Below are 23,819 nucleotides of genomic sequence, written 5' to 3'. Positions count from 1 at the left end.
CTCATTCCATGTCCAGAAAATTGAAGCGGCCGCACCGCAAAAGATTTTCTCTGGCACGTTCTGCATTTTCACGAGCCTGAGGGTCTTCAGCTTTCAAGCCAGCTTTTAGAATGCACTTGGCCTCGTCAGCGGAAACGTACATATGGGTGTCTCGGGCCATGGCTTCAATGATTTTCGCAAAACATTCAACGGCTAAAGGCGGGGAATATGGGAGCAGTTTGTTCAAGGTTCTCAGCTCCATGGAAAGCCCCGCATTCTTTTCGCGCCCGAAATCAAGAATCTTCGAGTAAGAGCGCAAACGCCACTCGGGATCCAGACATTCCGCTTCCAGCCAATAGGTGAATTTTTGAAGTTCCAGCCGCTCAGCGCCATCAAGACGCCAATCGAAATAGGCGATGACGCGATCGACCAACTCTTTGTCCAGGTTTTTGCTGCTGTTTCTCAGGGTGCGGCCGACATGGTCGAAGAGTTGCGCCCAACGTTGCCGATCATCGCTGGTCTTGTCGTAATAACGCGCCAGAAGGCTTTCGTCCCCCGTCAGGGGGTGGACTTTCCAAAGGTAGTAGGTGAATAAGTGCTGGCCCAGCTTGTCGACAAGATCCTTACCATCGTTTTTTGTGGCCGTCAGAACATTCAAATGGTCAAGAGCGTATTCGTAATCCTCCCGCATAACCTCAAAAGTCCGCTTGACCGGCGGGTTATATCGAATATAGCTCTCGAATGCATCGCGCCAAATAGGCTCATTAATTTTAGGGAACATAACTTTTCTTTGTTCAATGGCCCAATCCCGATTGAGGACGCAGAGGTTCCCAAAGTGCATCCCCAATAGCGCATGTTCGGGCCGGGTTAGGGGCAATTCGGCATCCTTGGACATGCGCTTCGAGAGAATGTCCGTCACCTCCGGCACGGTATCTTCAGAATTTTGTCGGCGAATCCAGAAACCAAAATTAACGAGAGATTCAAGCGCCCGGCTGCGGGTGTTGTTGATGGCCTCGGTGATTTGATCGTCACGGTTGAGCAGTACGGGGCGGTCGCGGTCTAGCCGCCAGTCAAACTGGATGCACACATGTTGGAGCAGATTGGCGAGACCGTCCCTAGCGGTAGCCGGGACGCCCGTATCCTTGTTCACGCATGCGTCGATGAAATCAACCACTGCACGCCGTGAACTTCCCCAGTCCGGATGATCGCGTGATTCATCCCGCGGCTTGGGCAGGCCTTCCACTCGCTCCGGGTCCGGATGCAACAAAATCCACGCGCAGAATTCGATCCATTGATCCAGTTTTTCGACATTCTTGTCCTTGACGAATTCCTGCATGGATTTGACCATGACGGAGACATAGATCGGCCGTGCAATCTTGTCACGATGTGCCATCCAGAAAGCCAGGCGCGCAGCATCTGGAGCAATCCTCTCACTGAACAGGGACTGAAAAACACCGGAAAGCGCGGAGATATTGATTTCAACCAGCCAATTGTCCTTTTCCCGAGACCCCTCATTCCATTCATTCAAGTAGGCCAGAAGCTCGTCGTCCTTGAGAATTTCAAGGTCTTCGGAGGATTTCGGACTCCGGTAGGTGACGACACCGCCGCTCATCTCGCCATAAGGCGAATAGCTGTCATCAGAAATGGATTCGGCCTGCGCTTCACCCTCCAACTCATTGAAAGAGCGTTGATACTCTCCGGTCAGCAATGCTGCGAACGGGCGTAGCTGCATGCGATGGAAATGACGTTGGCGTTGTTGAAAAGCCTCTTCGCTGTAACGCTCGCCCATCCACTCACGGAAATCCTCTTTAGATGGGCCGCTGAGGATGGCGTCAAAAATGGCTGTTCGCTCGCCCTCGCTGAGTAAACGGAGACCAAAATGCTCGCTGACTTTCCGGACCATCAGTTGAAACTCGTAGTGATGCTCCCACTTCGAATAATCGTCGTGACCAAGGATCAGTTCGCGTATCCAGGGAAAAGTTTGATCGTTCGGATGTGTTGCGTAGAGTAGCTGACGCAGACGTCTGAACACTTTCCAGCGCTGGCTTCGTAATACACGATCCAACACTTCAATGGATTGCGGATCCTTGTCGTAAACTTGCCCGCAGGCAAAGGCCATCGTATGAACCAAGGTGTCCTTGACGTTCTGATAGTCAGGATTCAGCTTGTCCAACCTGCGGCACCAGATTTCGGAATAGTCTTCACCACGGCTTGTGTCGAGATCTTCCGTGTGCGTTCCCATCCGAATCATGTTTGCGGTCGCGGCAATCAATATACGGGCAACATGAAAAGGCTCTCTCTCGGCTAATGGGCGAACACCTTTTTCAATGATCTGTTGATATTCCCATGGATCAAAACGAGGGACCGGTTCAAGTGCGGTATTCCGGGCTTCCGGATTTTCTTTGCGGCGAGAACGCTTTTCCTCTTCTTTTGGGTCAGGTTGAAATGCAATTACGTATTGAACGATCTCTTGAGCAGCGGCAAGTGGCTTCCCAGACTCGCCCCCCCATTTTTGAAGGATGTTTACGATTAACTCGTCTTCGCCCCACCGATATGGAGATTGGAGAAACTTCTTGATCAATGGCTTGAGGCGAAGCGATAGACCAAGATCCGGCAGATCACAACCAATGGAAAATATTTCATGCAAGATACGGGGATTATCTGTCGGTTTCAGGCCGAGAATAATGTCAACAACCTGTTCTGCCGAACGCACGGAAACTTTTTGAAGGTAAAAAATGGGCCACCAGATCGGGGCGAGAATCTGCCCATCCCCCGTAGCTTCGACATTAGGGGGGAGGTTGAAAAAGCCATTCTGGGCGAGTGGAGCAATCCAGGCAGGGTTGTCAACATTCTTAAAGAAAAATGCGTAATTGGCACCACGACGCTTGATCAATTCAAATAGCTTATCAAAATCATCTTGATCCGGGTTTGGCTTTAAGAGAATCGCCTGAATAGCGCCCTGGTCTTGCGCGGTGATCGGCGCCAGCAGACCGATAATCAAGCGCTCGGCCAGAGAAAGCTGCTGGCCAAAAAAAACATCGTCAATTTTAATCTTGTGGTGCGCAAACCCTTCAAATGTATTCCATAAGTTGTGAAATCGTTCTGATTTCTCTGACTTGATGCCTTGGTCCAATGTTTCATACATTGGATCAAGCTGGTTCATCACGGCATGGATCTGATCTTTCCTTGCTGGTATCTGGTTTAACTCAAGATAACGATCCACGTTGCGAATGGTTTTATCCAATCCTGTATCAATTTTTTTCCCCTTCCATGCGCCATCGTAACGTTTCTTGTCAGAACTTAATCGGGAGTAAAGACTGTCTCTCATCCCCCGGAAACCTGGCCTGGATTCCTGAATCTCAGTTTCACCGAAAACGCGGGGCAGCTTTTCCAGGAGTTCTCTCAATGACTGAGCCGCTTGAGCGTACCGATCTGGATTATAGGTATTCTTTACCGCATAAATGGCCCCGAGATACCAATCGCCCAGAGGGTATTTTGTAGATTTGACACTTCCGAGAATCTCGATGACTTGTTGTTGCGTCGGCGTCAACTCGATGGGGCCAGTCTCTAAAAGATCCGTTTGACTCTCAGCCATTGATGCAGGCCCCCTTACGCCACCGTGGAGTTCCACCACCATTTCCGGTCGATGATCGCCCTGATGAGCCCCCTGCAAGTCCGGAAACAGCTCCACCATTGCGGGACTTCGCGAAGCTTCGGCAATCGACGGCTGAAGCGAGGGCGTAGAACGGATCACCTTGGCGATCACTCTGCATCCTGCACACCGCGGCATTTCGGATACGTGATGCAGCCCCAGAATCCCTTTCCGGCATTCGCCCCCTGTCTGGCTACCCGTTTCACCATTGCACCCCCGCAACGGGGACATATGGGAGCGAGGACAGGGGCGTTGGCAACTTGTGCTGACTGCGCAGCGAGGCCTGAAGCCCGGTTGTCTTGGTCTGTCTTGTGGATCTCCATGGCGATGCGCGCCCTGTCGATCATTCTCGCGAGCGCCGTGCTATCGATCAGTTCGATGTTCCGGCCTTTTGCAAATGACTGCGCCTCGGCGGTGAAAACGCCGGAGGTCACGACGAAACCGCCGGTCGCTCCCTCAGCAGCCATCACGCCGAAAAGTTCCCGGACGATGTTGACGGATACTTTGTAGGCGCGCCACTGCTTGCATTGGACCAGGAATACCTCGTTGTCCCGGCTGAGCTTCAAATCGACGCCGCCGTCCGCACCGCCACCACCGGTTTCCGTGACCGCGTATCCTCGCATCCGGAACGCCTGCCCCACGAGAAGTTCGAAATCGCCCCAAGACATATTTCGCAGCGCATTGCCGGATTGATCGTTGGCAACGTCGCGGACAAGCCCCTGACGTTTGCGGGATCCCAGGAGCGATGCGACTGCGCCGGCCAGAAACATCAGGGGGACCACGTACTGGGCGAACGCGGCGAGACCCTTGAAAACACTGGTGACCATTAATTGGCCCACTTGCCCTGGAGCGGCGCTGGAAGATACCGCCGCGGTTGCGTACCAGTGGAGGACAAGATATGCAATGAGAGCCAAAACGCAATCAATCCACCAAGGCAGCAGGGCGGCGATTTCATAAAGTTCTTCAAGTGTGCTTTTGTTCTTTTTCCTCGCCATAATCCCCTCTGCGATTATTAAAACCGACTCAGGATGTCTTCCCTTTTCTTCTCGTATTCCATGTCGGTCAGCAACCCTTGATCTTTGGCCTTCTTGAGGAGCGCCAACTGATCCACGAGATTTTGCCCTGATCCCGGTCTCGCCGTTTCCTCAACCTTGGAAGGGGCGGCCGATACTTCTTTCTCCGGGGACTTGAGGAGCACGCTGTCCACCTTGTTGAGCGCAACCATGACCCGATAGCTCTGCTGATACTGCTTGAATGTATCCAACTCGCGACGTTTCTGGAGGTAATCGTTGATGACCGCGATAGCTGCAATCCGATTCTGATCCATAGGGTGGTTGCTGTAGGCCACCGAGTTCTCCCCGGAATTTTCCACTCGCGCGATATAGGCAAGTCGCTTGTTCTCGACATCCTGACAGAACGCGTTAACTTCGTTCCTCCTGGCTGTCGTCTGATTGAAGATGGACGAATTGAACCGTTTCACTTTCTGTTGACAATCTGCTTGCCCCTTGACGACTTCCTGCTTCATAGCGGCAAGTTCTTTCTCCTGTTGCCGCTTCAACCGACTGAAGAAGTCAGCGCCCCGGATCGAATCGAAGCCCGCCTTGCGGGCGATGGCGACTCCGATGGCATCCGCTTCTTCTTCGTCGAGGCGGGAATATGAGGCGGTAGTCGTCTTCGCGAAATCGAGAAGGGCCCCCCTGTTCTTCTTCGATAATGCGGCACCGATGACGGCCAAGCCAGCGACGGTGGAGGAACCGTCCTTCTGGGAGCGGATACGATGCTGAAGAAGAGAATGCCCGAGTTCATGTGACAGAACGAACGCCAGTTCATCATCGCTGGTGGCCTGCGCAAGCAGGCCGGTGTAAATGTAGATGTACTTCCCGCCTGCCACGAACGCATTGACCATCCGTGGGTCGGTATCGAGAACCCGAACGATCCAGCTACTGGTGTCAGCCCCCATGGCGCCCAGAAGCTTATTGACAAGAGCGTCGAGTTTTTTAACTCGATCGTCGGTAACAAGGTAGACCTTCCCCCCATCGAATTCGCCGGTCGATAACAGCTTGTCGTCGAACTCTTGCGCCCGCCTGACCGCTTCGGCGGGGATTGAGGAATTCAGCGTATCGACGAGAACTTCGATGTCATGCTGGTCGGCAGCGAAAGCGCCACCGCAAGCCAGAAGGAGAACGATCGAAAGCGCGACGATGGCTAAATATGTTCTTCGATAAATTATCAACTTCATGTTGCCCCCAAAAATTGTCGGTCCCATGTTCCACTGATCGCCAATTGCCACGGATTTTCCAGAGAACATGGTTACTCTGTTACCAGTGTCGTGGACGGTCTCACAAAAGAGGAGACCAATCCATCCAATGTCATGTTTTCCGCGATGGCATCGTGAGGGATCAGCAGGTATTGCCACGGCTTCCCCACGTTTCCGGTTGCGTGGTCCGACGGGCGCTGCCACCACGCCTGAGGCGAAGGTCAGCAAGGAATTCACGGAATAGAAGGATAGCACCTACACCGGCCTGGCGGGCGACCCGCGGTTGGATTTCGGCCAGGCCCCATCTGATAAATGCAACATGGCGTTCTTCCCCGCCAGTGCGCGTTGCGATTGCCCGTTCTCGTGCCAGACGTTCCCCAGCACGCTCCACTGTTCGGACGTCACGGAGATCTCATGGGAGGGACCGGCCAGACCGGAATCGGAGGTAGTCCCGATGGAATCGAATCAGCGTGAGGAGGATTCCACCGGAGGAAGTCATGAAATTCTATTGCCTTGGATATTACGACGAGAAGAAGTGGGAGAAATCCCCCGAAGCCAAGCGCGAGGCCTTCACGGACGAATGTTTCGCGTACGATGAGCTGCTGAAGAAGGGCGGACACTTCGGGGGCGGGGACGGCCTGAAGGGCACGGGCGAGACCCGGACCGTCCAGTGGAAGCGGGACAAGGCGGTCGTGACCGACGGGCCTTACGCGACGGCGAAGGAGTCACTGGGCGGGATCCTGATCCTTGAGGCGAAGAACCTCGACGAGGCCGTCGCGCTGATCTCGAACCACCCCGGGATCAAGGCGGGCCCTTTCGAGATACGCCCCGTAGAAGACATGTCGGGCGTGATCGCAGAGAGCGCGAAGCGCCGGGCGAGGAAGACGCGGAAAGCGGCTTGAAGGCCAGTCGGCTGTTTCCTCCTCACCCGCCCCTGCGATTTTCCTCGAACATTTCGGCGGGCATCGGGTGGCGAAGGCGCCAGACCATCCGGATCGGTTTCTCCCCTTCGTATCGCACGAGTTCGGCTGCCGGCCCCAGGTAGGTGTACGGCACTGTCGCGCGGTTTCGCGCTTTCACATCCCGGGCAAACAGCAGCACCGAATATCCACGCGAATCGAAGTGGATCAGCTCCTGCCCCTGCCGCCCTTCCTGCGTCGCGTTTGCCTGCGACTCCCAATGAAGCAGCTCCCGGCTGATCGGGTAGTCCGCGTACATCGTGGTCGGGGAAAAATCGTGCTCGGTCTTCTGGAACGTGACGAGGAGGACATACGCCCGCAATTCGTGGACAGGGATAACCCCCTGCCCAGTCGGCCCCGTCGTCAGAAAGGAAGCCAGCCCGAGCGCCGCGTTTATGTCCAGGCTCGAATAGGTCCCGTGCAGTTCCAGCTCGCAGGGGAACGGCAGTTCGGGACGGATGCCGGCAATGCGCGAATTTTCGGCCGCCCATTCCAGGATTTCCTCCAGATCCGCCAGCGCCGAAGGGTTTTCCGCGAAACGTGCGAAGGAATCCGTTGCCGATTCGAACCTTCGGGCGGCGCTTCTTCCCCAAACGCGATACGAGGCCGTCAATGCATTGCGGTCGCTCAATGCCTCGGCCCCATCGCCCTGCCCTTGTCGAAGATTGGTGACCAAGCTACGCAAACGCTCGATCTCGGCCGGCCCCTTGATCGAAGCGGCGCGAACCATCGCCTTCTTCATTTCGCCCGGATCCGGATCGGCCGAAGGAGGAACGATGCCCGCCTTGGCTTTCCACCCGCTCCAGCTTTCCGCCACCAGAAGTTGCTCCGGTTCGTAGTCGTGGTATTGCAGGAAATTCCCGAAGGTCAGCTTCTGCCCACCGGTTTCCGCGACGAACGACTGGATCCGCTCGGTCACCTGTTCGGACAGGTTCCGCAGATTCTCCCGGATATTCGCGAGGACATGTTCCCGGGCCACCCGCTCGAGCCGGATTGCGCAACCCGACGGCAGATGGGGGAAATCCTGCTCCAGCTCCCGCTCGATGCCGTACCGGTGTCTCGGGAGGAGCGCCTTCAGCTTCCGGTCGATCCGGTACTTTCGATGGGCCTGACCGACTAGGTCGATGACGGTGAGACATTCCTTTTCGGGGGCGTGGCGCAATCCGCGCCCGAGCTGCTGCAGGAACACGGTAAGGCTCTCCGTGGGCCGAAGGAACAACACCGTGTTGACCTCGGGTAGATCCACGCCCTCGCTCAGCACGTCCACCGTGAATAGGAACCGGAGCTCGCCGTTCCTCAACGATTCCTGAAGTCGCCTTCGTTCCTCGTCCCCCGTGGTACCCGTGAGGAAAGCGGACGGGATTCCGGCCTGGCAAAACGATTCCGCCATGAAAGCCGCATGCCGCACACCGGCGCAGAAGCCGATTCCCCGGACTCTGGAAAGGTCCGGTTCGTACCGGTAGAGGGCATCGACGATCGCGCGCAACCGCTGACCGGCAAGCGCGTGGGCGCCCGTATAAACGTTTTCCAATTCCGACTCGACATACTTCCCGTTCCGCCAGAACCGGTCCGCATCGAGACCGACCGGGTCGGAAACGCCGAAATAGTGAAACGGACACAGCAGCTTTTCCGCGAGCGCTTCCGGCAGGCGAATCTCCGCCGCGAACCGGTGGCCGAAATCGGCTGCAATCGATTCCCCGTCCAGCCTTTCCGGCGTGGCGGTTAGGCCTAGCAGCACCTTGGGGAAAAATTGCTCGAACACCGGCCGATAGCTTCTTGCCGGTCCGTGATGGACTTCGTCGACCACGATGTAATCGTAGAAACCGCTTCCGACCTGCTCCCACAGCCTGCGCGTCGTAACCATCGGGACCGAGCAGTACAGATGATCGAGGCGATCGGGCGACTGCCCGCCGACCAGCAGCTCCCCGTGATTCGGGTCGCGCAGGATGTTGCGGAAGGTGTGTCGGGCCTGCTCGAGAATCTCCTGCCGATGGGCGACGAAGAGCAGACGGGCCGGGCGGCCGTTCTCCCTCCGGAAACCCTCGTTGAAGCGACGGAAGTCGAATCCGGCGACGACGGTCTTGCCGGTGCCGGTCGCGGCGACGACGAGGTTTCTCCACCGGTCGTGCGCCGTGCGTTCGGACTCGAGGGCATCGAGGATCCGCTCCTGGAACGGATGCGGGACCAGGTCGAAAAAGGTGAAAGTAGTGGAACCTTCCCCCTTTTTTCCGGCCCTGGCGATCGCGTTGCGGAAAGGCATCGGATCCGCCGGATCGAACGGCTGGAATTCGCGGCTGTTCCAGTAGGTGTCGAATTCGGCGGTGAACTTGTCGAGGATGTGCGGCATGTCCTCGGCGGTCACCTTCAGGTTCCACTCGAGCCCTTCCGTCATTGCCGCGCCGGACATGTTGGCCGATCCGACGTAGGCGGTGGAATAGCCGGATTTCCGTTGGAAGTGGTACGCCTTGGCGTGAAGGCGGGTCCGCTCGGTGTCGTAGGAGACCCGTACTCGAACGTTTGCCAGCTTGGCCAGCCACTCGACGGCCGTCGCGTCGCTCGCGCCCATGTAGGAAGTGGTGATCACCCGGACCGGTACGCTGCGCTCCTCGAGCTCCTTGAATGCCGGTCCGAGCAGGCGCAGACCGGTCCACTTGATGAACGAGACGAGCACATCGACCGAATCCGCGGAGGCCATTTCCGCCGCGAGTTCGTGGACGAGTTGGGGATTGCCGGGGGCGCCGGTGAAGAGACTGCTTCTATAAAGGGGGGTCTCGGGTCGAGTGAAGCGTTTTCCCGCGAAGGAAGGATGCGGAATCTCGATCAGCATCGATTTGTCCTCGCGAACCAGGGGACCGAAGCGGGAAAAACCGGGAACGCGCTCCAGGAGGGTTTTGATCAGATCATTGCAGAGGTTGATCCGGTCCTCCGTGCCATCGACCTGCTTCAGCGCCAACTCCGCCAGCTTGCCGAGAAAGGCCGAGTAGCGGGACGGTTCTTCCTCGGGATCGACTTTCCCCAGAATCGCGCGAAGCTCGGGGTGGCGTTCGAGGTGCGCCCTCAGATTCTCGTGCAGCAGCTCCTCGTAGATTCCCGGGAGGAAGTCGCTCATCCGCTTACCGCCCACTTTCCCGCAGCCGCTGGAGGTACGCATCCACGACCCCGACGTCCGCCTCGGCCCAGTCAAGCGACGGCAGTTCTTCCGGATCGAGCCAGACCGCCCGGTCGTGTTCGTGGAGTGTTATGGACGCATCGGGAGCCATGCGGCAAAGGAAGGGGTACAGCGTGACCGACAAATTCGGGTATGCGTGGGTAACCGACGGGAGGGAGCGCCCGACTTCGGCCTCGATGCCAAGTTCCTCGCGAAGTTCTCTCCGAAGGCATTCCTCGGGCGACTCGCCTTCCTTGATCTTGCCGCCGGGGAATTCCCACTTGAGCGGATGGGACATCGTCCCGGAGCGACGGGTGCACAGCACCTTGCCGGCCCGCTCGATGATTCCGCAGGTGACGGGAAGCGGCGTCAGGGTCATCAAAACACCTTACTCCGCTTTACGGAACTGCAAACCACTGGGGCGTTTACAGATCACGTGACATGCTTCCGCGATCGGAAATTCCAATCAGGCATGAAAACTTCTCGGCGGGTCCTTGAAGACTTCTTTCCGATGCCACTCCAGATACTCGGGATCAGGGTATAACTCACGTTCCGGCGGCAGGGAGAGATGAGCACCGTGCAATGAAAGCGCACGATCATGGGTTATCGCGTGACGGCTGAACGCGATCCGATGTTGGTCAGGTAACACGGTGAATACACCAAGATCAAAAAACTTGTGGTGGAGTGAACACAGCGCCAACCCGTTGGACTCGATATCGGGGCCATTGGCTTGGACCCACTTAATGTGGGCGGCCTCAAGTCCGATACACTGCCGGCCCAGACGCATGTCATGACCACAAACACAGCAACGATACTCGTAAGCGAGGAGTACTTTTTCCCTGAATGCAGGATCCCTGCGTCTGGGCTTGTCCGCCCCGCTACTCTCCCCGTTTATCTCAATATCACCAAGCCCCGCCGCTTCAAGGACATCTTCTCGGATCGACTCCGGAAAGTGGGCTGCAACCACCCGTTGGGCCACGATGGAAATCAGTGCCGGATCTTTTTGAAATGCCTCTCGAATCCAGACAGGGAATCCGCCGCGAACCTTGGACGAACGTAGTTCCCCAATGGTCGGCGTAGCTCCCATTGGCCTGTTCAGCAATTCAAAAGGAGCTTCCAGACTCCACACGCCGTCAGATTGCAGGTGCCAAAAAGGGTAGTGGCGGGATGCGCCCGAATTTCCTGGCCCGAACTCGTCCAACAATGCTTTCAGTCTGGAATCGGCAGCGGCAAACTCGACTGTCGCATCGCCGCCGGCCACCATCCGTCCCAGTTCAAGCAGAATTAACAGGGGCTTGTGAGGCGCCCGCCGACCGCCTTTTCGCCAGATTCGGATTCGATCAAAGGCTGCAAGGACTTTCTCACGATTCATCCAAATCCTCACCGGATGCGGCCAGCTTGCCGGATCGAATTGCCGCTACACCCGTGGCTATTTGCGTTCAATTCGCCTCTCCTTTGCTAATCAACGTCGTCATGAAGAGATGATAGCAAGTAAGCAGGAGATCATACAGCGGAGGAGGACGGACGCCCTCATCCGCTCGACAGCCCGGGGATAATGTAGTCGGCGGCGTGCGCGGGGAGACCGAAGCGCACGGAACCTTTGGGCGTGTCCGACGCGAGGAGCCTATCGTCGAGCAAACGGCCGAGGAGTTTCCTGCCCGTGCGTTCGGCGAGGCCGGAGACGCGGACAAGGTCGCCACGACCGACCTCTCCCCGGAGAAGCGCTTCGCAGATCATCCGAGATGTTTCCGGCCGAAGCGGTTCGCCGGCCTCTTCAGGCGAGTGAAGCGTCCCGGTCGACCGCAACGCCACATAACCCTCGACGCGTTTCAGCAACCCGGGAAGGTCGAGCTGCTTCGTCATGAAGTCGACCTGGTCCAGGCAGACGTCGATGAAGAAACGGCAGAAGCTCGCCAGACCCTCGTTCGACAGATTCCCGCGGCCGTCCACCAAGCACAAAACGCCGACTCCGTTTTCTGGAAGTCGGCGTTGGTCATCTTGTAATTGTCGACGGGAGGTATCGACCCCCTCTCGCTCCGGCATCCTGCCTTCGCTCCGGGGGCGGCCGCGGCGGCTTCCGGCGCCATCCATGGCGCCTCTTCCTTGCTAATCGCTCGGCGCCGCCTTGGAGTTCGACTCCCCCCGTTGGCACCAAGCGCGAAAAAGCCCACCCCGATCTTTTTCGAGGTGGGCTTCCAAGTGCGCTTGGTGGAGGCGGGGGGAGTCGAACCCCCGTCCGCAAACTCTTTACTCAGGGCCACTACGTGCGTTTCCGATGATTTAAGTTTCGCCCTCGGGGCCCCCCATCGGCAGGGTGCCCTCCGCGCAATCCCGGATTGATTTCGCCATTCCTCCCCCCGGGCAGGAGACTGGGGCTATCCCTCTAGCGTGACGCCCTTCTACCTACGAGGGAACTCGGCAGTCGGACGCTCACGGCCTAAGCCGCGAGAGCGTAGCTATAGTCGTTGGCGACTATTGGTTCCCGCTTTTAACGAGGACAACGGGGCCTCGGCACGCAACCCAGGAGCATCGACGTCCACGTCGAATCCGTTTCGCCCCCGTGATGACTTTTCTATTATACCATCAATCTCCCCCGCCCCCGCGGTCGCTGCCGGACGCCGGTTCACGTATACTGAAAGATGCGGTCGCCCTCTCCGATACCGGGCGCCGGACAGGATATCCATGCCGTCCCGATCCACCTCGAAACGCCCTTCCCTCCCCGTCGCGAGTTTTCTCATTGTCCTGCTGGCGACCGCGATCCTTGCGGATGTCGCCGGCGCCTGGGGCAACGGCTGGAGCATCGCCGCGATCACCGGCCGTCCGGCGGAGGCGCCGTCGCCTTCCGTCATCGGCATCGTCGCCGTCGGCGACATCATGATGGGGACGGCATGGCCCGAAGGGATGCTGCCCCCCGACGACGGTCGCGACCTCTTCCGTCGCACGGCCCGGGCGTTGCGCGACCGGGACGTTGTGTTTGGGAACCTCGAGGGGCCGCTGCTCGACAACGGCGTCGCAAACAAGTGCGACAAGGCGCCCAACCCGAAGCTGTGCTTCGCCTTCCGCACCCCGACCCGCTATGGCCGCTACCTGAAGGACGCCGGCTTCAACGCACTGAACATCGCGAACAACCACGCGTTCGACTTCGGCCGGGAAGGGATCGACAACACGGTGGCCGTCCTCTCGGGACTCGGCATCCAGCCGGTCGGCGGGGATCACGTCGCCCGCATCGACGTCGGCGGCAAGCGGGTGGCCATCCTCGGCTTCTCCTACTCGCACTCCTCCCCCTACAGCGCCTCGATCCTGAACATCGCGGCAGCCGAGGCGCGCATCCGGAAGGCGGTCTCCGAGAACGACCTCGTCCTCGTCTCGTTCCACGGCGGCGCCGAAGGCAAGGATGCGCTCCACCTGACGGGCGAGATGGAAATGTTCGCGGGGGAAAAGAGAGGCGACGTCGAACGGTTCGCGCACGCGGCCATCGACGCAGGCGCCGCCGCGGTGCTCGGCCATGGCCCCCACGTCCCGCGCGCCATCGAGATCTACCGGGGGAAGCTGATCGCTTACTCGCTCGGCAACTTCCTCGGCTTCGGGCGATTCAACTTGAAGGGGGCCAGCGGCCTCGGCTACGCCCTGCGGGCCGACCTCGACCCCGAAACGGGGAATTTCCTGTCGGGGAGAATCATGCCGATGACGCTATCGGGCCGGGGCATCCCGCTTCCGGACCCGGCAGGCAGGGCGACGCGCCTCATTCGGCGCCTGTCTGCCAAAGACCTTCCGACGACCGGCGCCGTCATCCGGGACGACGGCACGCTTTGCCCGCTGCCGCAGAATGTCGCGAAGGCGCCGGCCGCCTCGATCCGTTAGCCGCCCCCCGCCTTTTCTTCCCTGAAAAGTTTCATCACGCGAAACGCCTCGGCGTATTTCGGGCGCGCGCCCGGTTCCGCATCCCAGCGTCCCGCGGCGGCGGTCGCGATCGCCCATTCCCGGATCATGTCGGAGATATCACGTTCGCCCAACTGGCTCCGGTGCTCGTTGAGCGCCGCAATCTTCAACCCGAGCGTGGCGGTTACGTCGATCCAGCGGTTAGGGGCCTGCGTCGAGCTGACGTAGAGGGCGTGCACCTTGTGGACCGGCCCCAGCTCGGGCCAAAGAAGCTCCATCTCGACGCACGGGAAGACGGCGTCGATCGCGACGGTTCCAGCGGCCCGGTGGTCGGGATGGTTGACGTAGTGCTCCTCGATGAAGAGCGACTGCGGATCGTTGCAGAGGACGACCTCGGGCCGGAATCGGCGGATCTCCCGGACCAGCTCGCGGCGGATCGCCATCGTCGGCTGCAACTCGCAGTCGTCGTGCCCGAGGAACACGATGTTCTTGACGCCGAGCTTCCCGGCCGAGGCGCGTTCCTCGCGCTCCCGGATCTCCGCGAGCTTCTCACGTGTGAGCGTGACGTCGTGGGTGCCGACGTTCCCGCTGGTCAGCAGCACCAGCGTGACCTCGCACCCGGCCGCGGCCCACCGCGCAAGCGTACCCGCGACCGTGAACTCGGCGTCGTCGGGATGCGCAAAGATGCCCATCGCGGATGCGGGAACGTAATCGCTGTCGAACCTGGCCATCGTCTCTTCCTCCTCACGCTGTAGGACGCATTCTCGCCGGGAGTCGGTGCAAAGGCAAGCCGCTGTCGCTGCAATTTCCGTCTAATGTTTTGCGCGTTTCTGCCGATAAAGATATGGATAAATTCCTTACGTTGGAGGATCTCACCCATGTTCCGGAACCTGTCTTTGGGCGGCAAGCTGATTGCCGCATTCGTCCTCGTCGCGCTCATTTGCGGGTTCGTCGGGATCATCGGGGTCGTCAATCTGAACAAGTCCGAAAAAGCGCAGGATTACCTTTTTCAAAGGATCACGGTTCCCCTGGGGGAAGTCGGAGATGCTTCCACCCACTTCCAGCGCATGCGCTGCAACGTTCTTGAGATGATCATGGCCAAGGATGCCGGCAGCCGGGATAAGATCCTCAACGATAAGATCAAGGAACGGCGGAAGTCGGTCGACGAGCTCATGGCGTCCTTCGAAAAAACGCTCATCACCGACGAGGGGAAAGTCCTCTTCAAGGATGCGGTGACGTCGCTGACCGCGTACAGCGGCCTGATCGATCAGACCCACGCCCTCCTCACGGAGGGGAAGAACGCCGAAGCGTTTGCTCTGATCGAAAACGAGGGTGACAAGCAACGATTAATCGTCCAGGACAGCATCGACAAGATGGTGCGCATCAAGGAAAAAGCCGCAAAGGAGACCGATGCAGCCAATACGAAATCGGTCGACGCGGCGCGCACCTCCATGGTCGTCCTGGTGCTCCTCTGCGTCAGCGCCGCCCTCGCCCTCGGATTCTACCTGTCGCGCTCGATCTCCTCGTCACTCAACCGTGCCGTCAATTCGCTCGACGAGGGCGCCGGCCAGGTTTCCTCCGCATCGACCCAGCTCTCGTCCGCGGCGCAGGCGCTTGCCGAGGGGGCTTCCGAATCGGCCGCATCGCTCGAGGAATCCTCCTCCGCGATGGAAGAGATGTCCGCCATGACGCATCAGAACGCCGAGAACGCCGGCCAGGCGCGGTCGCTGGCCGAGGTGGCGGGCGGCAACGTCGACAAGGCCAACGCCTCGATGGGGTCGATGGTCGGCTCGATGGCCGAGATCTCGTCGATGGGGCAGGAGGTCGGAAAGATCATCAAGACGATCGACGAGATCGCCTTCCAGACCAACCTGCTGGCGCTCAACGCAGCCGTCGAGGCGGCGCGCGCGGGCGAGGCGGGCGCCGGATTCGCGGTCGTCGCCGACGAGGTTCGCAACCTCGCGCAGCGGTCGGCGGTCGCCGCGAAGAGCACTTCCGACCTGATCGAGGCCACCGTCCAGAAGATCAAGGACGGCACGGCGCTCGTCGAGCGTACCAACATGGATTTCCAGGAAGTGGCGAACTCGGTCAAGAAGGTCAACGAGCTGGTCGGGGAAATCTCGGCCGCTTCCTCCGAGCAGGCGCGCGGCATCACCGAGGTGGGCAGCGCCATCTCCCAGATGGACAAGGTCACCCAGCAGACGGCGGCGAATGCCGAGGAGATCGCCTCCTCGACCGAGGAACTGTCCGCCCAATCGATCGCGATGCAGGACATCGTGCGGCAGATCCGCGACCTGGTGCGCGGCGGCGAAGCCGGAAGTCCCCCGCCGGCCGCCCCAAGGGCCACCGCTCGGCGGACATCCTCCCGCCCGGCCGCGCTTTCCTCCCCGTCCGGCCGGGTCGCGGCCAACCGGACCGCCCCCCGGAAGCCGGTGGCGAAAGCGCCGGCCAAAAACAATCCCGAAGATGTCTTCCCGCTTGAAAACGACGACATGAACGGCTTCTGAGCGGCCGGCTCGCCGGCAGTTTGAAACGACAACGGCCACCCGGAGCGATCCGGGTGGCCGTTGTCGTTTCGGCAGCTTTGCCCTCCGGTTCAGGCCCGGCAGGAAAGGAGCGCGGCGCCCCACCCCATGCCGGCGCCGAACGCCGCCAGGACGACGCGGGTGCCGGGAGATAAACGGCCTTCCGCTTTCGCCTCGGACATCGCGATCAGCAGCGACGCGGCCGAAGTGTTCCCGTATTTGTCGATATCGACGAAGACCTTTTCGGGATCGATCTTGAGCGCGTTTCCCACCTGCCTGAGCAGGTTGAGGTTCGCCTGGTGGAACAGGAAGAGGCCGACATCTTCGACCGCCAGGCCGTTGCGCGACAGCAGCTCCGATATCGAGGCCTTCAACTTGCGGTTGGCTTGCAGGATGACGGTGCGCCCGTCCATGCGGAGCGTCTCGCCGAAGTCCATGCTCAGCGAGTCGGCGAAGGTGCCGTCGCTCGCGATCCGGATATCCTCGATCATGATCGGGCCATCCCCGGGGCAAACGAGGGCGGCGCCCGCCCCGTCGCCGAACAGGATGGCCGTCTCCTTGACACGCGGGGCGCGCGCCATCACCGTCGTCATCGCCTCTGCGCCGACGGCCAGGATCGGGCCGTATTGCGCGCAAAGCGCCGAAGCCGTCGCCAGCGCAAAAAAACCGCCGACGCTGGCCAGGTGGATGTCGAACGCCGGGATCCCGGGCACGGACATCCGCTTCTGAAGATCGGCGGAGACGCCCGGGAACTGCCTGGGCGGCGTGCCGGTGCCGACCACGATGCCGCCCAGGTCGGCCGGAGTCATGCCGGCGTCGGCCAGGCACGCCAGCGCGGCCCGGTGCGCCAGGTCGCAGGCCGTCTCGCCGGGGGCGAGGCATCGCCGCGTCCGGATGCCCGAGACCTGGAAAATCCAGTCTTCCGTCACGCCCAGCTCGGCCGCCAGCGCCGCGTTGTCGATGACGCCCTCGGGCAGGTCGTGCCCGAACCCGGCGATCGAGGGCATCAGGCGCGCCTCCGGGCGTCGAACCAAGCCGCGACCTTGGCGACCGTCTCGAACTTCCGGGGCGTGAGCTCCTCGTCGGGAACCTTGACGCCGAACTGCTGCTCGAGCTCCCCGATGAATTCCATCAGCCCGAAGGAATCGAGGACGCCGGCGTCGAAGAGCGACGCGTCGTCGTCCGCCGGGACCGGCGCTCTGGCAAACGCCTCCAACGCGCTGCGGACCTGCTCGTTCGTGCTCATGGAGTTGCTCCTTCCGGGCCGGGAGATTCGAACTGCGTTCGACTAGCGTAACCTTTCAGAAGCGCGTCGACAAGCAGGTCTCCCACGATCGACGCCCCCTGGTGCGTCGGGTGCGTGAAGTCGCCGGAGACGAGGCGGGGCGAGCGCTCGTACCAGTCGGCCATCGTCCCGGCTCCGCCCATCGCGGCATAGGTATCGAAGAAGGCGACCTTCTCCGAGCGCGCGATGAGCCGCTGGGCGGCCACCAGCCGCGGAATGGAAGCTGCCGTCTCGATCCCCCCTCCCGAGCCGCGCACGCCGCGGTCCATCGGCGCCATGACCAGGATCGCGCAGCCCGGAAGCGCCTCGCGGATCCGGCGGATCACCTCGCGATAGTCCCGGACGTAGGCGGGATACGACAGCACGTTGTATCCGCTCTCGTTGGTCCCGTAGTTCAGGATGACGAGGTCGGGGCCGCGCCGCCGCAGGGCGTCCATCCAGCCCTTGCGGTCGAAACGCGCCAGGTGGCGGATCGTCGCGCCGTTGGCGCCCACGGTGTCGTAGACGACGCCCGGAAGATTCCGCTCGAGCACGACGCCGAACAACCGGACCGGACCGTCCCCCTTCGGGCGCAACCTCAGCTCGTGCCCCCCATCGGGCACGGCGAGCGAATGGACGACCAGCCCGCCCTCCCCCGGTTGTGCCGCGGTCGGGATCTCGGTCGCCGCCTCCCCGTCGACCGACGCGAGCAGCGTTCCTCCCCGCGATCCGGCCTGGAAATGGATGTCGAAGCGGGAGACGGCGGACCCGCGACCGCGTGCGGCGGTCGCGATCCGGCTTTGCGCGCCCGGTCCGGATGCGGAAAAGCTGACGCCGCCGAACCCGTCGTTGCCGGGCTTCCCCGGAGGGATCATCGCCGAGCGGGCGCTCCAGCCGCCCCCGGAAAGCCGCACGCCGCGGTGGTTGTACCATTCCCAAGGACGATCGACGAAGATCCATCCGTGGCCGGCGTCGCCGAAACGGGCTTGTAACCGGGCGCGCGCGTCGCCTGCAATCAGGTCGCCCGTTACGGGGCTGTCGCCGAAATGGCTGATCCGCGTGATCGCGCCCGGCGCCTTCCGCTCGGTGCGGCCGAGCCGTGCGAAGAACCCCGGCAGCACGCTTCCGTAGTCCTCGATCGCGACCTCGCCGGTGACGGCGGCGGCATACGCGTTCTCCTCGTCGCCGGAGGGCCAGTCGTCGCCGAGACCCGACGGGACGGCCGGAAGGGTTGGCGTCGGGAGCGGCGCAATCCGGGTGGATGCGGCATTGTCGGCAGCCGAGGGCCTCGCCGGGCGCGGCGCTTCACGGCTCCGGAACACCTTCGCGACCGGGTTTCCACGCCACGGGGCGGCCAGCGTCTCGAGCAGGCGCATCGGGTCGATAACCCGGTACCTGGACAGCCCGGGGACCAGGGAGGGGACCGCGGCGCATGCGAGGAGCAGGACGACGGTCACCCAGCTTTTCGGAATCTTCGTCAACTTTGGCGTCCCTAGAAGTTGAAGTAGATGAATTGCGAGACGGAGGAGCCCGAGACGCGTGCGACCGCCACCGCCGTTCCCGCCAGCAGCGCGCACTGCACGGGCGATGGAAGGGCGATGAATCGTGCCTGGAGGCGGGGAAACACGGTCTCGGGAAGCCACTGGAGCACGATCCCCGCCAGCGTCAGCCCGGCGATCGGCCAGGTGATGTTGGCTGCGTTTCCGCTCAACCGGCCCAGCCCCTGGAGCACCCCGAAGGCCTGGTCGACCGAATCGCACCGGAAGAAGACCCACGTCAGGCAGACGAAATGGAAAGTGACGAACACGCCCGCGAACTGCCGCCAGCGGGGAACCGGCTTCGCGTTCCGGCCGCGCGGGCGGCGCACGTCGAAGAAGCGCGCCACGGCGAGGCCGGTGCCGTGCAGCGCCCCCCAGGCGAGGAAGGTCCAGGAGGCGCCGTGCCAGAGCCCCCCCAGTGCAAAGGTGACCAACGTGTTGAAGTAAGGCGCCCATTTCGACGAACGGTTCTTCGGAAGGGAGAAGAACAGGTAGTCGCGAAGCCAGGTCGAGAGCGAGATATGCCAACGGCGCCAGAACTCCGGCAGGTCCCTGGACCGGTAGGGCGCGTTGAAATTATCCTTCAGCCCGATCCCGAGCAGGAGCGCCGAGCCGATCGCGATGTCGCTGTACCCGGAGAAGTCGCAGTAGATCTGGGCCGCGTAGCCGTAGATGCCGGCGAGCAGCTCGGCGGACGAGTACATGCCGGGCAGCTCGAAGACCCGGTTGACCAGGTTGACGGCCAGGTAGTCGGCCACGACGATTTTCTTGATGAAGCCAAGCGCGATGAGGAAGAGGGCGCGCCCCCCTTGCTCGGCCGTGATGGGGGGGGCCGGCCGCTCGAGCTGCGGCAGCAGGACGGAGGCGCGCGTGATCGGCCCGGCGAGAAGCGTCGGGAAGAAGGCGACGAACGCCAAGTAGTCGGCGAAGCTGCGGGCGGGCTCGGCGTCGCCCCGGTGGACGTCGATGACATAGCTCATCGACTGGAAGGTGTAGAAGGAGATGCCGACCCCGAACACGACGCGGATCGGCACGGGCGGCAGGGAATAGCCGATGGCCGACGCCAGCGCGACCGCATTGTCGGCCATGAAGTTGAAATACTTGAAGGCCGCGAGAATGCACAGGTTGGCGGCGATGTCCGCGGCCAGGGCAACCCGGGCCGCGCGGCGGCCACGGCGGCGGGACACGTACCGGGCGGTGTTGAAGTCGAGCATCGCCGTGACGGCCAGCGGGACGCAGTAGACGGGATTCCAGGACGCGTAGAAGAGGAACGACAGGAGCAGGATCGTCGCCAGGTGGAAGCGGCGCACGCCCCCGGTCAGCCGGTAGGCCGCGACGGCGATCAGCAGGAACGCGAGGTAGACGGTGCCGGTCGGGCTCATCGAGCCGCGTAGGCCGACATCAGGCGGTCGAACAGCATCTTCCCTTGAAGCTCGTAGCCTTGCTGGGTCAGGTGGACGCCGTCGTTCCGGGCGAGCCCCGCCCGCATCCAGGACAGGATCGCCCCCTCCCCGCCCATCGCCTGCTGCGCGTCCCAGAAGGCGCAGCCCGTCTCGGCCGCCGCCTCCCGCAGCGCCCGGACGACCGGCCGCTCGGCGTCGGCCATCGATATCCGCGCCCTCTTCTTCCGGATCGCCCGGTCGATCGGCCCGGTCACGAGGACGGCCGTCCCCCCGGAATCCTCCCGAAGCGCCCGCAGCACGCGGACGCAGTCGGCCCGGAACGCCTCGAACGTGAAATGCGGTGTGGCGATCTCGTTGGTTCCGTACGACACGATGATGAGCGACGGCTTCGCTTCCTGGAGAAGCTGCTGACGCATCCGGGGGGACCACTTGTCGAGGGCGGTCATCCGCGCGCCGTTCAGCCCCAGCGTGTCCACCACGACCCCGCTGCGGCCGCTGAAGAACTCGGCTCCCAGGAGGCGGATACCGCTGTCGGGGGCCGCCACCACGGACAGTTTTCCATGGGCGTCGGGCAGCGGTTCCCGGTTGGAGATCGTCACGAGGGCGATATCGCTCCCCCCCGAGTTGAGCCAGCGCGTCCGGATTGAAACGTTGTCGAACGGGACGCCGTCCAGAAAGAGCCGGACGGCGGCGCGGTCGGTCTCGGAGGCCAGCAACACGTTGAAGCGGCGCCCGGGCGCCAGCACCGAGGCGGGCGCGTTCCCGCGCGGGGCCATCGCCACGCCCGACAGGCCGAGCACACCGTCCGCGGGCGCGTCCTTCAGCCCGGACGTGTGCCATCCGTCGCCGTCGAGCGACTTGGCCTGCGCGTGGCGGAAATATTTCCAGGGGCGTCCGGGCATGACGATGCCCGCCCCTCCATCGCCGAACCGCTCCTGGAGCCGTCGTCGGATTTCGCCGGTCCAGTAGTCGGCCGCCACGTGGGAATCCCCCAGGTGAAGGATGCGGACCACGCGCACCGCCCCGTTGTCTCCCGCCGGCGTCTCGAGGGCGGACAGGTCGCGGAAGAACGGGTCGAGCGCCCCCCGGGGCATCTCGAGATCCACGGGGGGGATCTTCTCCGCATCGAGCGGGACCAAGGCGATCGCCGGCTTCGGGCGCGGCGCTGTCCGCCGAACGCGGGAGGGCCTGGCCGAACGCTTTGGACGCGCAGGATGCGCGGGGCGTGCAGGGCGATTCGCCTTCCCCTTCTTCGGGTGGACCGCCCCATGGGGCGGCCTGGCCGGCTTCCTTTTCTTGACCGCACCGGCGGCATCCATCCAGAGGACCGGAAGCAGCAGGCACAGCAGAAGCGAAAAGCGGGCAATCGTCGCCCGGGAAAAGATCATGGCGTCTCCGCCTCCCCTTCCGGCAAGCCGGCATTGACGAACTTCCGGAACTCGGCGTCGCTCATCGGGCGCCCGCCCTCCTCGACGCCGCGCTTCGGGTCATCGGTGAGGAGCAGCGAGCCGTCCGGTTTGACGAAATAGAGAATGCGCTTCGCGGCCGGCGGCGGCACGGGCGCCTTCGCGGTCAGCGGCGGCCAGGCGACCCGATCCTCCGCGCGCAGCGACAAGAGCTCCCGGCCGACGATGCGGCCGAGCTGCGCATAGCCCGCTTTCGTGAAGTGCGTCCCGTCCGTCTGCGCCAGCGGCGGCGTAGCCAACCTCCACCGGTCGGCGGTCCCGGCGCCTCCCATCAGCGAAAAGAGGTCGATCAGCGGGAGACCCGCCCGCGCGGCCACGATCCGCTGGATCTCGACGACCTGCGACAGCGCTTGCCGGCTGCGGGCAGCCGTCGCCGGCTGCCGGTCCGACCGGTCGGGGGGCGTCAGGAGGATGACCGCCGCCCGGGGCGCCGCGGAGCGGATCCGGTCGACGACCCGCGCCAGCGTCGTTTCGTAAGCCGCCGGGTCGAATCCGGCGGAAGCGGCCTCGTTGGTTCCGAAGCCGAGGAGAACCAGGTCGGGCGATTCGGCCGCGAGCAGCCGGTCGAAGATCTCGGGACGAATCCTGAGCAGCGACTCGGCCCGGGCTCCCACCACCCCGAGCGGGCTGTAAACGACGCCGGGCGCGCCGTTCTCGGCCGAGACGCCGAGCAACCGCACCTTGCCGCCCCCCGCCGCCCGGATCGTCAGCCGATGGGGTGCGACACCGCCATCGGCGCGGAAGCGGGCGATGGACGCCTCCGGGGCGGCCGATGCCGTCGATTCGCGCCCCGCGAGCCTCCCGTCGACCAGGAAATCGATCGTCCCGCCGCCCGGCTGCCGCAGGAAAGCCACGCGGAAAACAACCGCGTCGGCCCGGATCCAGGCCTCTTCTCCCACGCCCTCCGCCTCGATGAAGCATCCCGAGAGCCCGGCATCCTCCAACCCGCCGGCGGAAGAAGGCACATGGCGCCGCCAGCCATCGGTCGCTCCGGCGGCGACGCCGGGGCGCCGGAATGTCTTCGGCGTCGCCCAAGGCATCATGACGCCCGGCCCGCCGTCCCCGAACGCGCCCGCGAGCGTCTCGCGCGCGGAAGCAGTCAGCGAATCGGAGGCCACATGGGAATCGCCGAAATGGAGGATGCGCAGGGGGGAATCCGAAGCGGGACAGCCGGGGGCAGGCACCAGCAGCGCCAGCACCAGGAGGGCGAAAAGCGCCTTCACCGGCCCGATGCGCCTTCTCCGGTATCGTCGTCGACCTGACGCTCGACAAAACGGGTGGGGCCCCAGTGGTCCTTGTAGCCCTGGCTCCACATCCAGGTCATGACGTGGATGGCATGCTCCGGATTGAACGGGGAAAAGCGGACATTCCGGGGGAGCAGCATCAGCTCCTTCATCTCGCGGACGTTCTGGTAGAAGGTGCTCGGCTTGAACTGGCACATGCCGAGGTACTCGCCCCCCTCGGAGCGCACGTCGTCGGTAAAGCGGCTTTCCTCGAAGATGACCTTGTAGATCTTGGCCGCCTGGTCGGGAATCCGGTATTTCAGGGTGTAGCGCTTGACCAGCTCCCAAAGGAGAACGGTGTCGGCCCCGGCCGCGGCCGGCTCGCGCAGCTCGGGCGGCGGCAGCGCGGTAAAGGGAACGGAGGGAAACACCGGCGCCGGGAGGTGGCTGCCTCCCTGGACCAACAGCAGCGTTCCGATCAGCAGCGTCCCTGATACGGCTTTGCGAACCCTGGTTGTCATGGCAA

The 23,819-nt window shown here is 62.3% G+C and carries 19 protein-coding genes and 1 other RNA gene; 3 read left to right on the top strand and 17 right to left on the bottom strand.

Going from position 1 to position 23,819, the window contains the following annotated elements:
* Position 1: 1 nt before the first annotated feature.
* The 4 genes from VGK27_05025 to VGK27_05010 form a co-directional block, all read right to left on the bottom strand.
* Complete coding sequence (locus VGK27_05025; GenBank protein ID HEY3489470.1) at positions 2-3,745, bottom strand: hypothetical protein; 3,744 nt, start codon at positions 3,743-3,745, stop codon at positions 2-4.
* A complete protein-coding gene (locus VGK27_05020; GenBank protein ID HEY3489469.1) occupies positions 3,742-4,626 on the bottom strand; it encodes a restriction endonuclease in 885 nt (294 codons plus the stop codon). Before VGK27_05020 ends, VGK27_05025 begins: the two co-directional genes overlap by 4 nt.
* Before the next feature lie 17 nt (positions 4,627-4,643).
* Complete coding sequence (locus VGK27_05015; GenBank protein HEY3489468.1) at positions 4,644-5,939, bottom strand: M48 family metalloprotease; 1,296 nt, start codon at positions 5,937-5,939, stop codon at positions 4,644-4,646.
* 204 nt (positions 5,940-6,143) lie between these two features.
* On the bottom strand, positions 6,144-6,293 hold the full coding sequence (locus tag VGK27_05010) for a hypothetical protein (GenBank protein ID HEY3489467.1): 150 nt from the start codon (positions 6,291-6,293) through the stop codon (positions 6,144-6,146).
* A gap of 92 nt (positions 6,294-6,385) precedes the next feature.
* Between VGK27_05010 and VGK27_05005 the strand changes: the two genes are divergently transcribed.
* Positions 6,386-6,790 carry a YciI family protein gene (locus VGK27_05005; GenBank protein ID HEY3489466.1) on the top strand — a complete coding sequence of 135 codons (405 nt, stop codon included), beginning with the start codon at positions 6,386-6,388 and terminating at the stop codon, positions 6,788-6,790.
* 22 nt (positions 6,791-6,812) lie between these two features.
* Here the strand turns inward: VGK27_05005 and VGK27_05000 are convergent, their stop codons facing one another.
* The 5 genes from VGK27_05000 to ssrA all read right to left on the bottom strand — a co-directional run bounded on the left by VGK27_05000 (position 6,813) and on the right by ssrA (position 12,555).
* Positions 6,813-9,956 (bottom strand): DUF3427 domain-containing protein, encoded by a 3,144-nt coding sequence (locus VGK27_05000; GenBank protein ID HEY3489465.1) that lies wholly within the window; start codon positions 9,954-9,956, stop codon positions 6,813-6,815.
* A gap of 4 nt (positions 9,957-9,960) precedes the next feature.
* Entirely contained in the window at positions 9,961-10,374 is a 414-nt protein-coding gene (locus VGK27_04995) for a (deoxy)nucleoside triphosphate pyrophosphohydrolase (protein HEY3489464.1), read from the bottom strand.
* A gap of 87 nt (positions 10,375-10,461) precedes the next feature.
* Positions 10,462-11,367 carry an HNH endonuclease gene (locus tag VGK27_04990; protein ID HEY3489463.1) on the bottom strand — a complete coding sequence of 302 codons (906 nt, stop codon included), beginning with the start codon at positions 11,365-11,367 and terminating at the stop codon, positions 10,462-10,464.
* A gap of 158 nt (positions 11,368-11,525) precedes the next feature.
* Positions 11,526-11,954 (bottom strand): hypothetical protein, encoded by a 429-nt coding sequence (locus tag VGK27_04985; GenBank protein HEY3489462.1) that lies wholly within the window; start codon positions 11,952-11,954, stop codon positions 11,526-11,528.
* Between the two features lie 247 nt (positions 11,955-12,201).
* Positions 12,202-12,555, bottom strand: a transfer-messenger RNA (tmRNA) gene (gene ssrA, locus VGK27_04980).
* Between the two features lie 122 nt (positions 12,556-12,677).
* On the opposite strand from ssrA, the gene VGK27_04975 reads away from it, so the two are divergent.
* Positions 12,678-13,856, top strand: a complete 1,179-nt coding sequence (locus VGK27_04975; protein HEY3489461.1) for a CapA family protein — start codon at positions 12,678-12,680, stop codon at positions 13,854-13,856.
* Here VGK27_04975 and VGK27_04970 read toward each other — a convergent pair.
* A complete protein-coding gene (locus tag VGK27_04970; protein ID HEY3489460.1) occupies positions 13,853-14,605 on the bottom strand; it encodes a PIG-L deacetylase family protein in 753 nt (250 codons plus the stop codon). The genes VGK27_04975 and VGK27_04970 overlap by 4 nt on opposite strands.
* Positions 14,606-14,752: 147 nt before the next feature.
* On the opposite strand from VGK27_04970, the gene VGK27_04965 reads away from it, so the two are divergent.
* Complete coding sequence (locus VGK27_04965; GenBank protein HEY3489459.1) at positions 14,753-16,381, top strand: methyl-accepting chemotaxis protein; 1,629 nt, start codon at positions 14,753-14,755, stop codon at positions 16,379-16,381.
* An 89-nt stretch (positions 16,382-16,470) separates the two neighbouring features.
* On the opposite strand, the gene VGK27_04960 is transcribed toward VGK27_04965, so the two are convergent.
* From VGK27_04960 to VGK27_04930, 7 genes are read right to left on the bottom strand one after another with little or no spacing between them, the layout of a single operon-like run.
* The gene (locus VGK27_04960) at positions 16,471-17,406 is read right to left on the bottom strand and encodes a ketoacyl-ACP synthase III (GenBank protein HEY3489458.1); all 936 of its coding nucleotides are present in this window, start codon (positions 17,404-17,406) and stop codon (positions 16,471-16,473) included.
* Positions 17,406-17,645, bottom strand: coding sequence for an acyl carrier protein (locus VGK27_04955; GenBank protein ID HEY3489457.1), 240 nt, complete (start codon positions 17,643-17,645; stop codon positions 17,406-17,408). Before VGK27_04955 ends, VGK27_04960 begins: the two co-directional genes overlap by 1 nt.
* Complete coding sequence (locus VGK27_04950) at positions 17,642-19,144, bottom strand: GDSL-type esterase/lipase family protein (protein HEY3489456.1); 1,503 nt, start codon at positions 19,142-19,144, stop codon at positions 17,642-17,644. Before VGK27_04950 ends, VGK27_04955 begins: the two co-directional genes overlap by 4 nt.
* Before the next feature lie 11 nt (positions 19,145-19,155).
* A complete protein-coding gene (locus VGK27_04945) occupies positions 19,156-20,583 on the bottom strand; it encodes an MBOAT family O-acyltransferase (GenBank protein HEY3489455.1) in 1,428 nt (475 codons plus the stop codon).
* Positions 20,580-21,992 (bottom strand): GDSL-type esterase/lipase family protein, encoded by a 1,413-nt coding sequence (locus tag VGK27_04940; GenBank protein HEY3489454.1) that lies wholly within the window; start codon positions 21,990-21,992, stop codon positions 20,580-20,582. Before VGK27_04940 ends, VGK27_04945 begins: the two co-directional genes overlap by 4 nt.
* Complete coding sequence (locus VGK27_04935; protein HEY3489453.1) at positions 21,989-23,293, bottom strand: GDSL-type esterase/lipase family protein; 1,305 nt, start codon at positions 23,291-23,293, stop codon at positions 21,989-21,991. The genes VGK27_04940 and VGK27_04935 overlap by 4 nt, the downstream gene beginning before the upstream one ends.
* On the bottom strand, positions 23,290-23,814 hold the full coding sequence (locus VGK27_04930) for a transglycosylase SLT domain-containing protein (GenBank protein HEY3489452.1): 525 nt from the start codon (positions 23,812-23,814) through the stop codon (positions 23,290-23,292). The genes VGK27_04935 and VGK27_04930 overlap by 4 nt, the downstream gene beginning before the upstream one ends.
* Positions 23,815-23,819: the final 5 nt, after the last annotated feature.

This window comes from Candidatus Deferrimicrobiaceae bacterium (assembly GCA_036504035.1).
Classification (GTDB): domain Bacteria; phylum Desulfobacterota; class Deferrimicrobia; order Deferrimicrobiales; family Deferrimicrobiaceae; genus JANXPS01.
The sequence above is the reverse complement of the archived record's forward strand: the minus strand, read 5'-3'. Positions and strand labels throughout refer to the sequence as shown.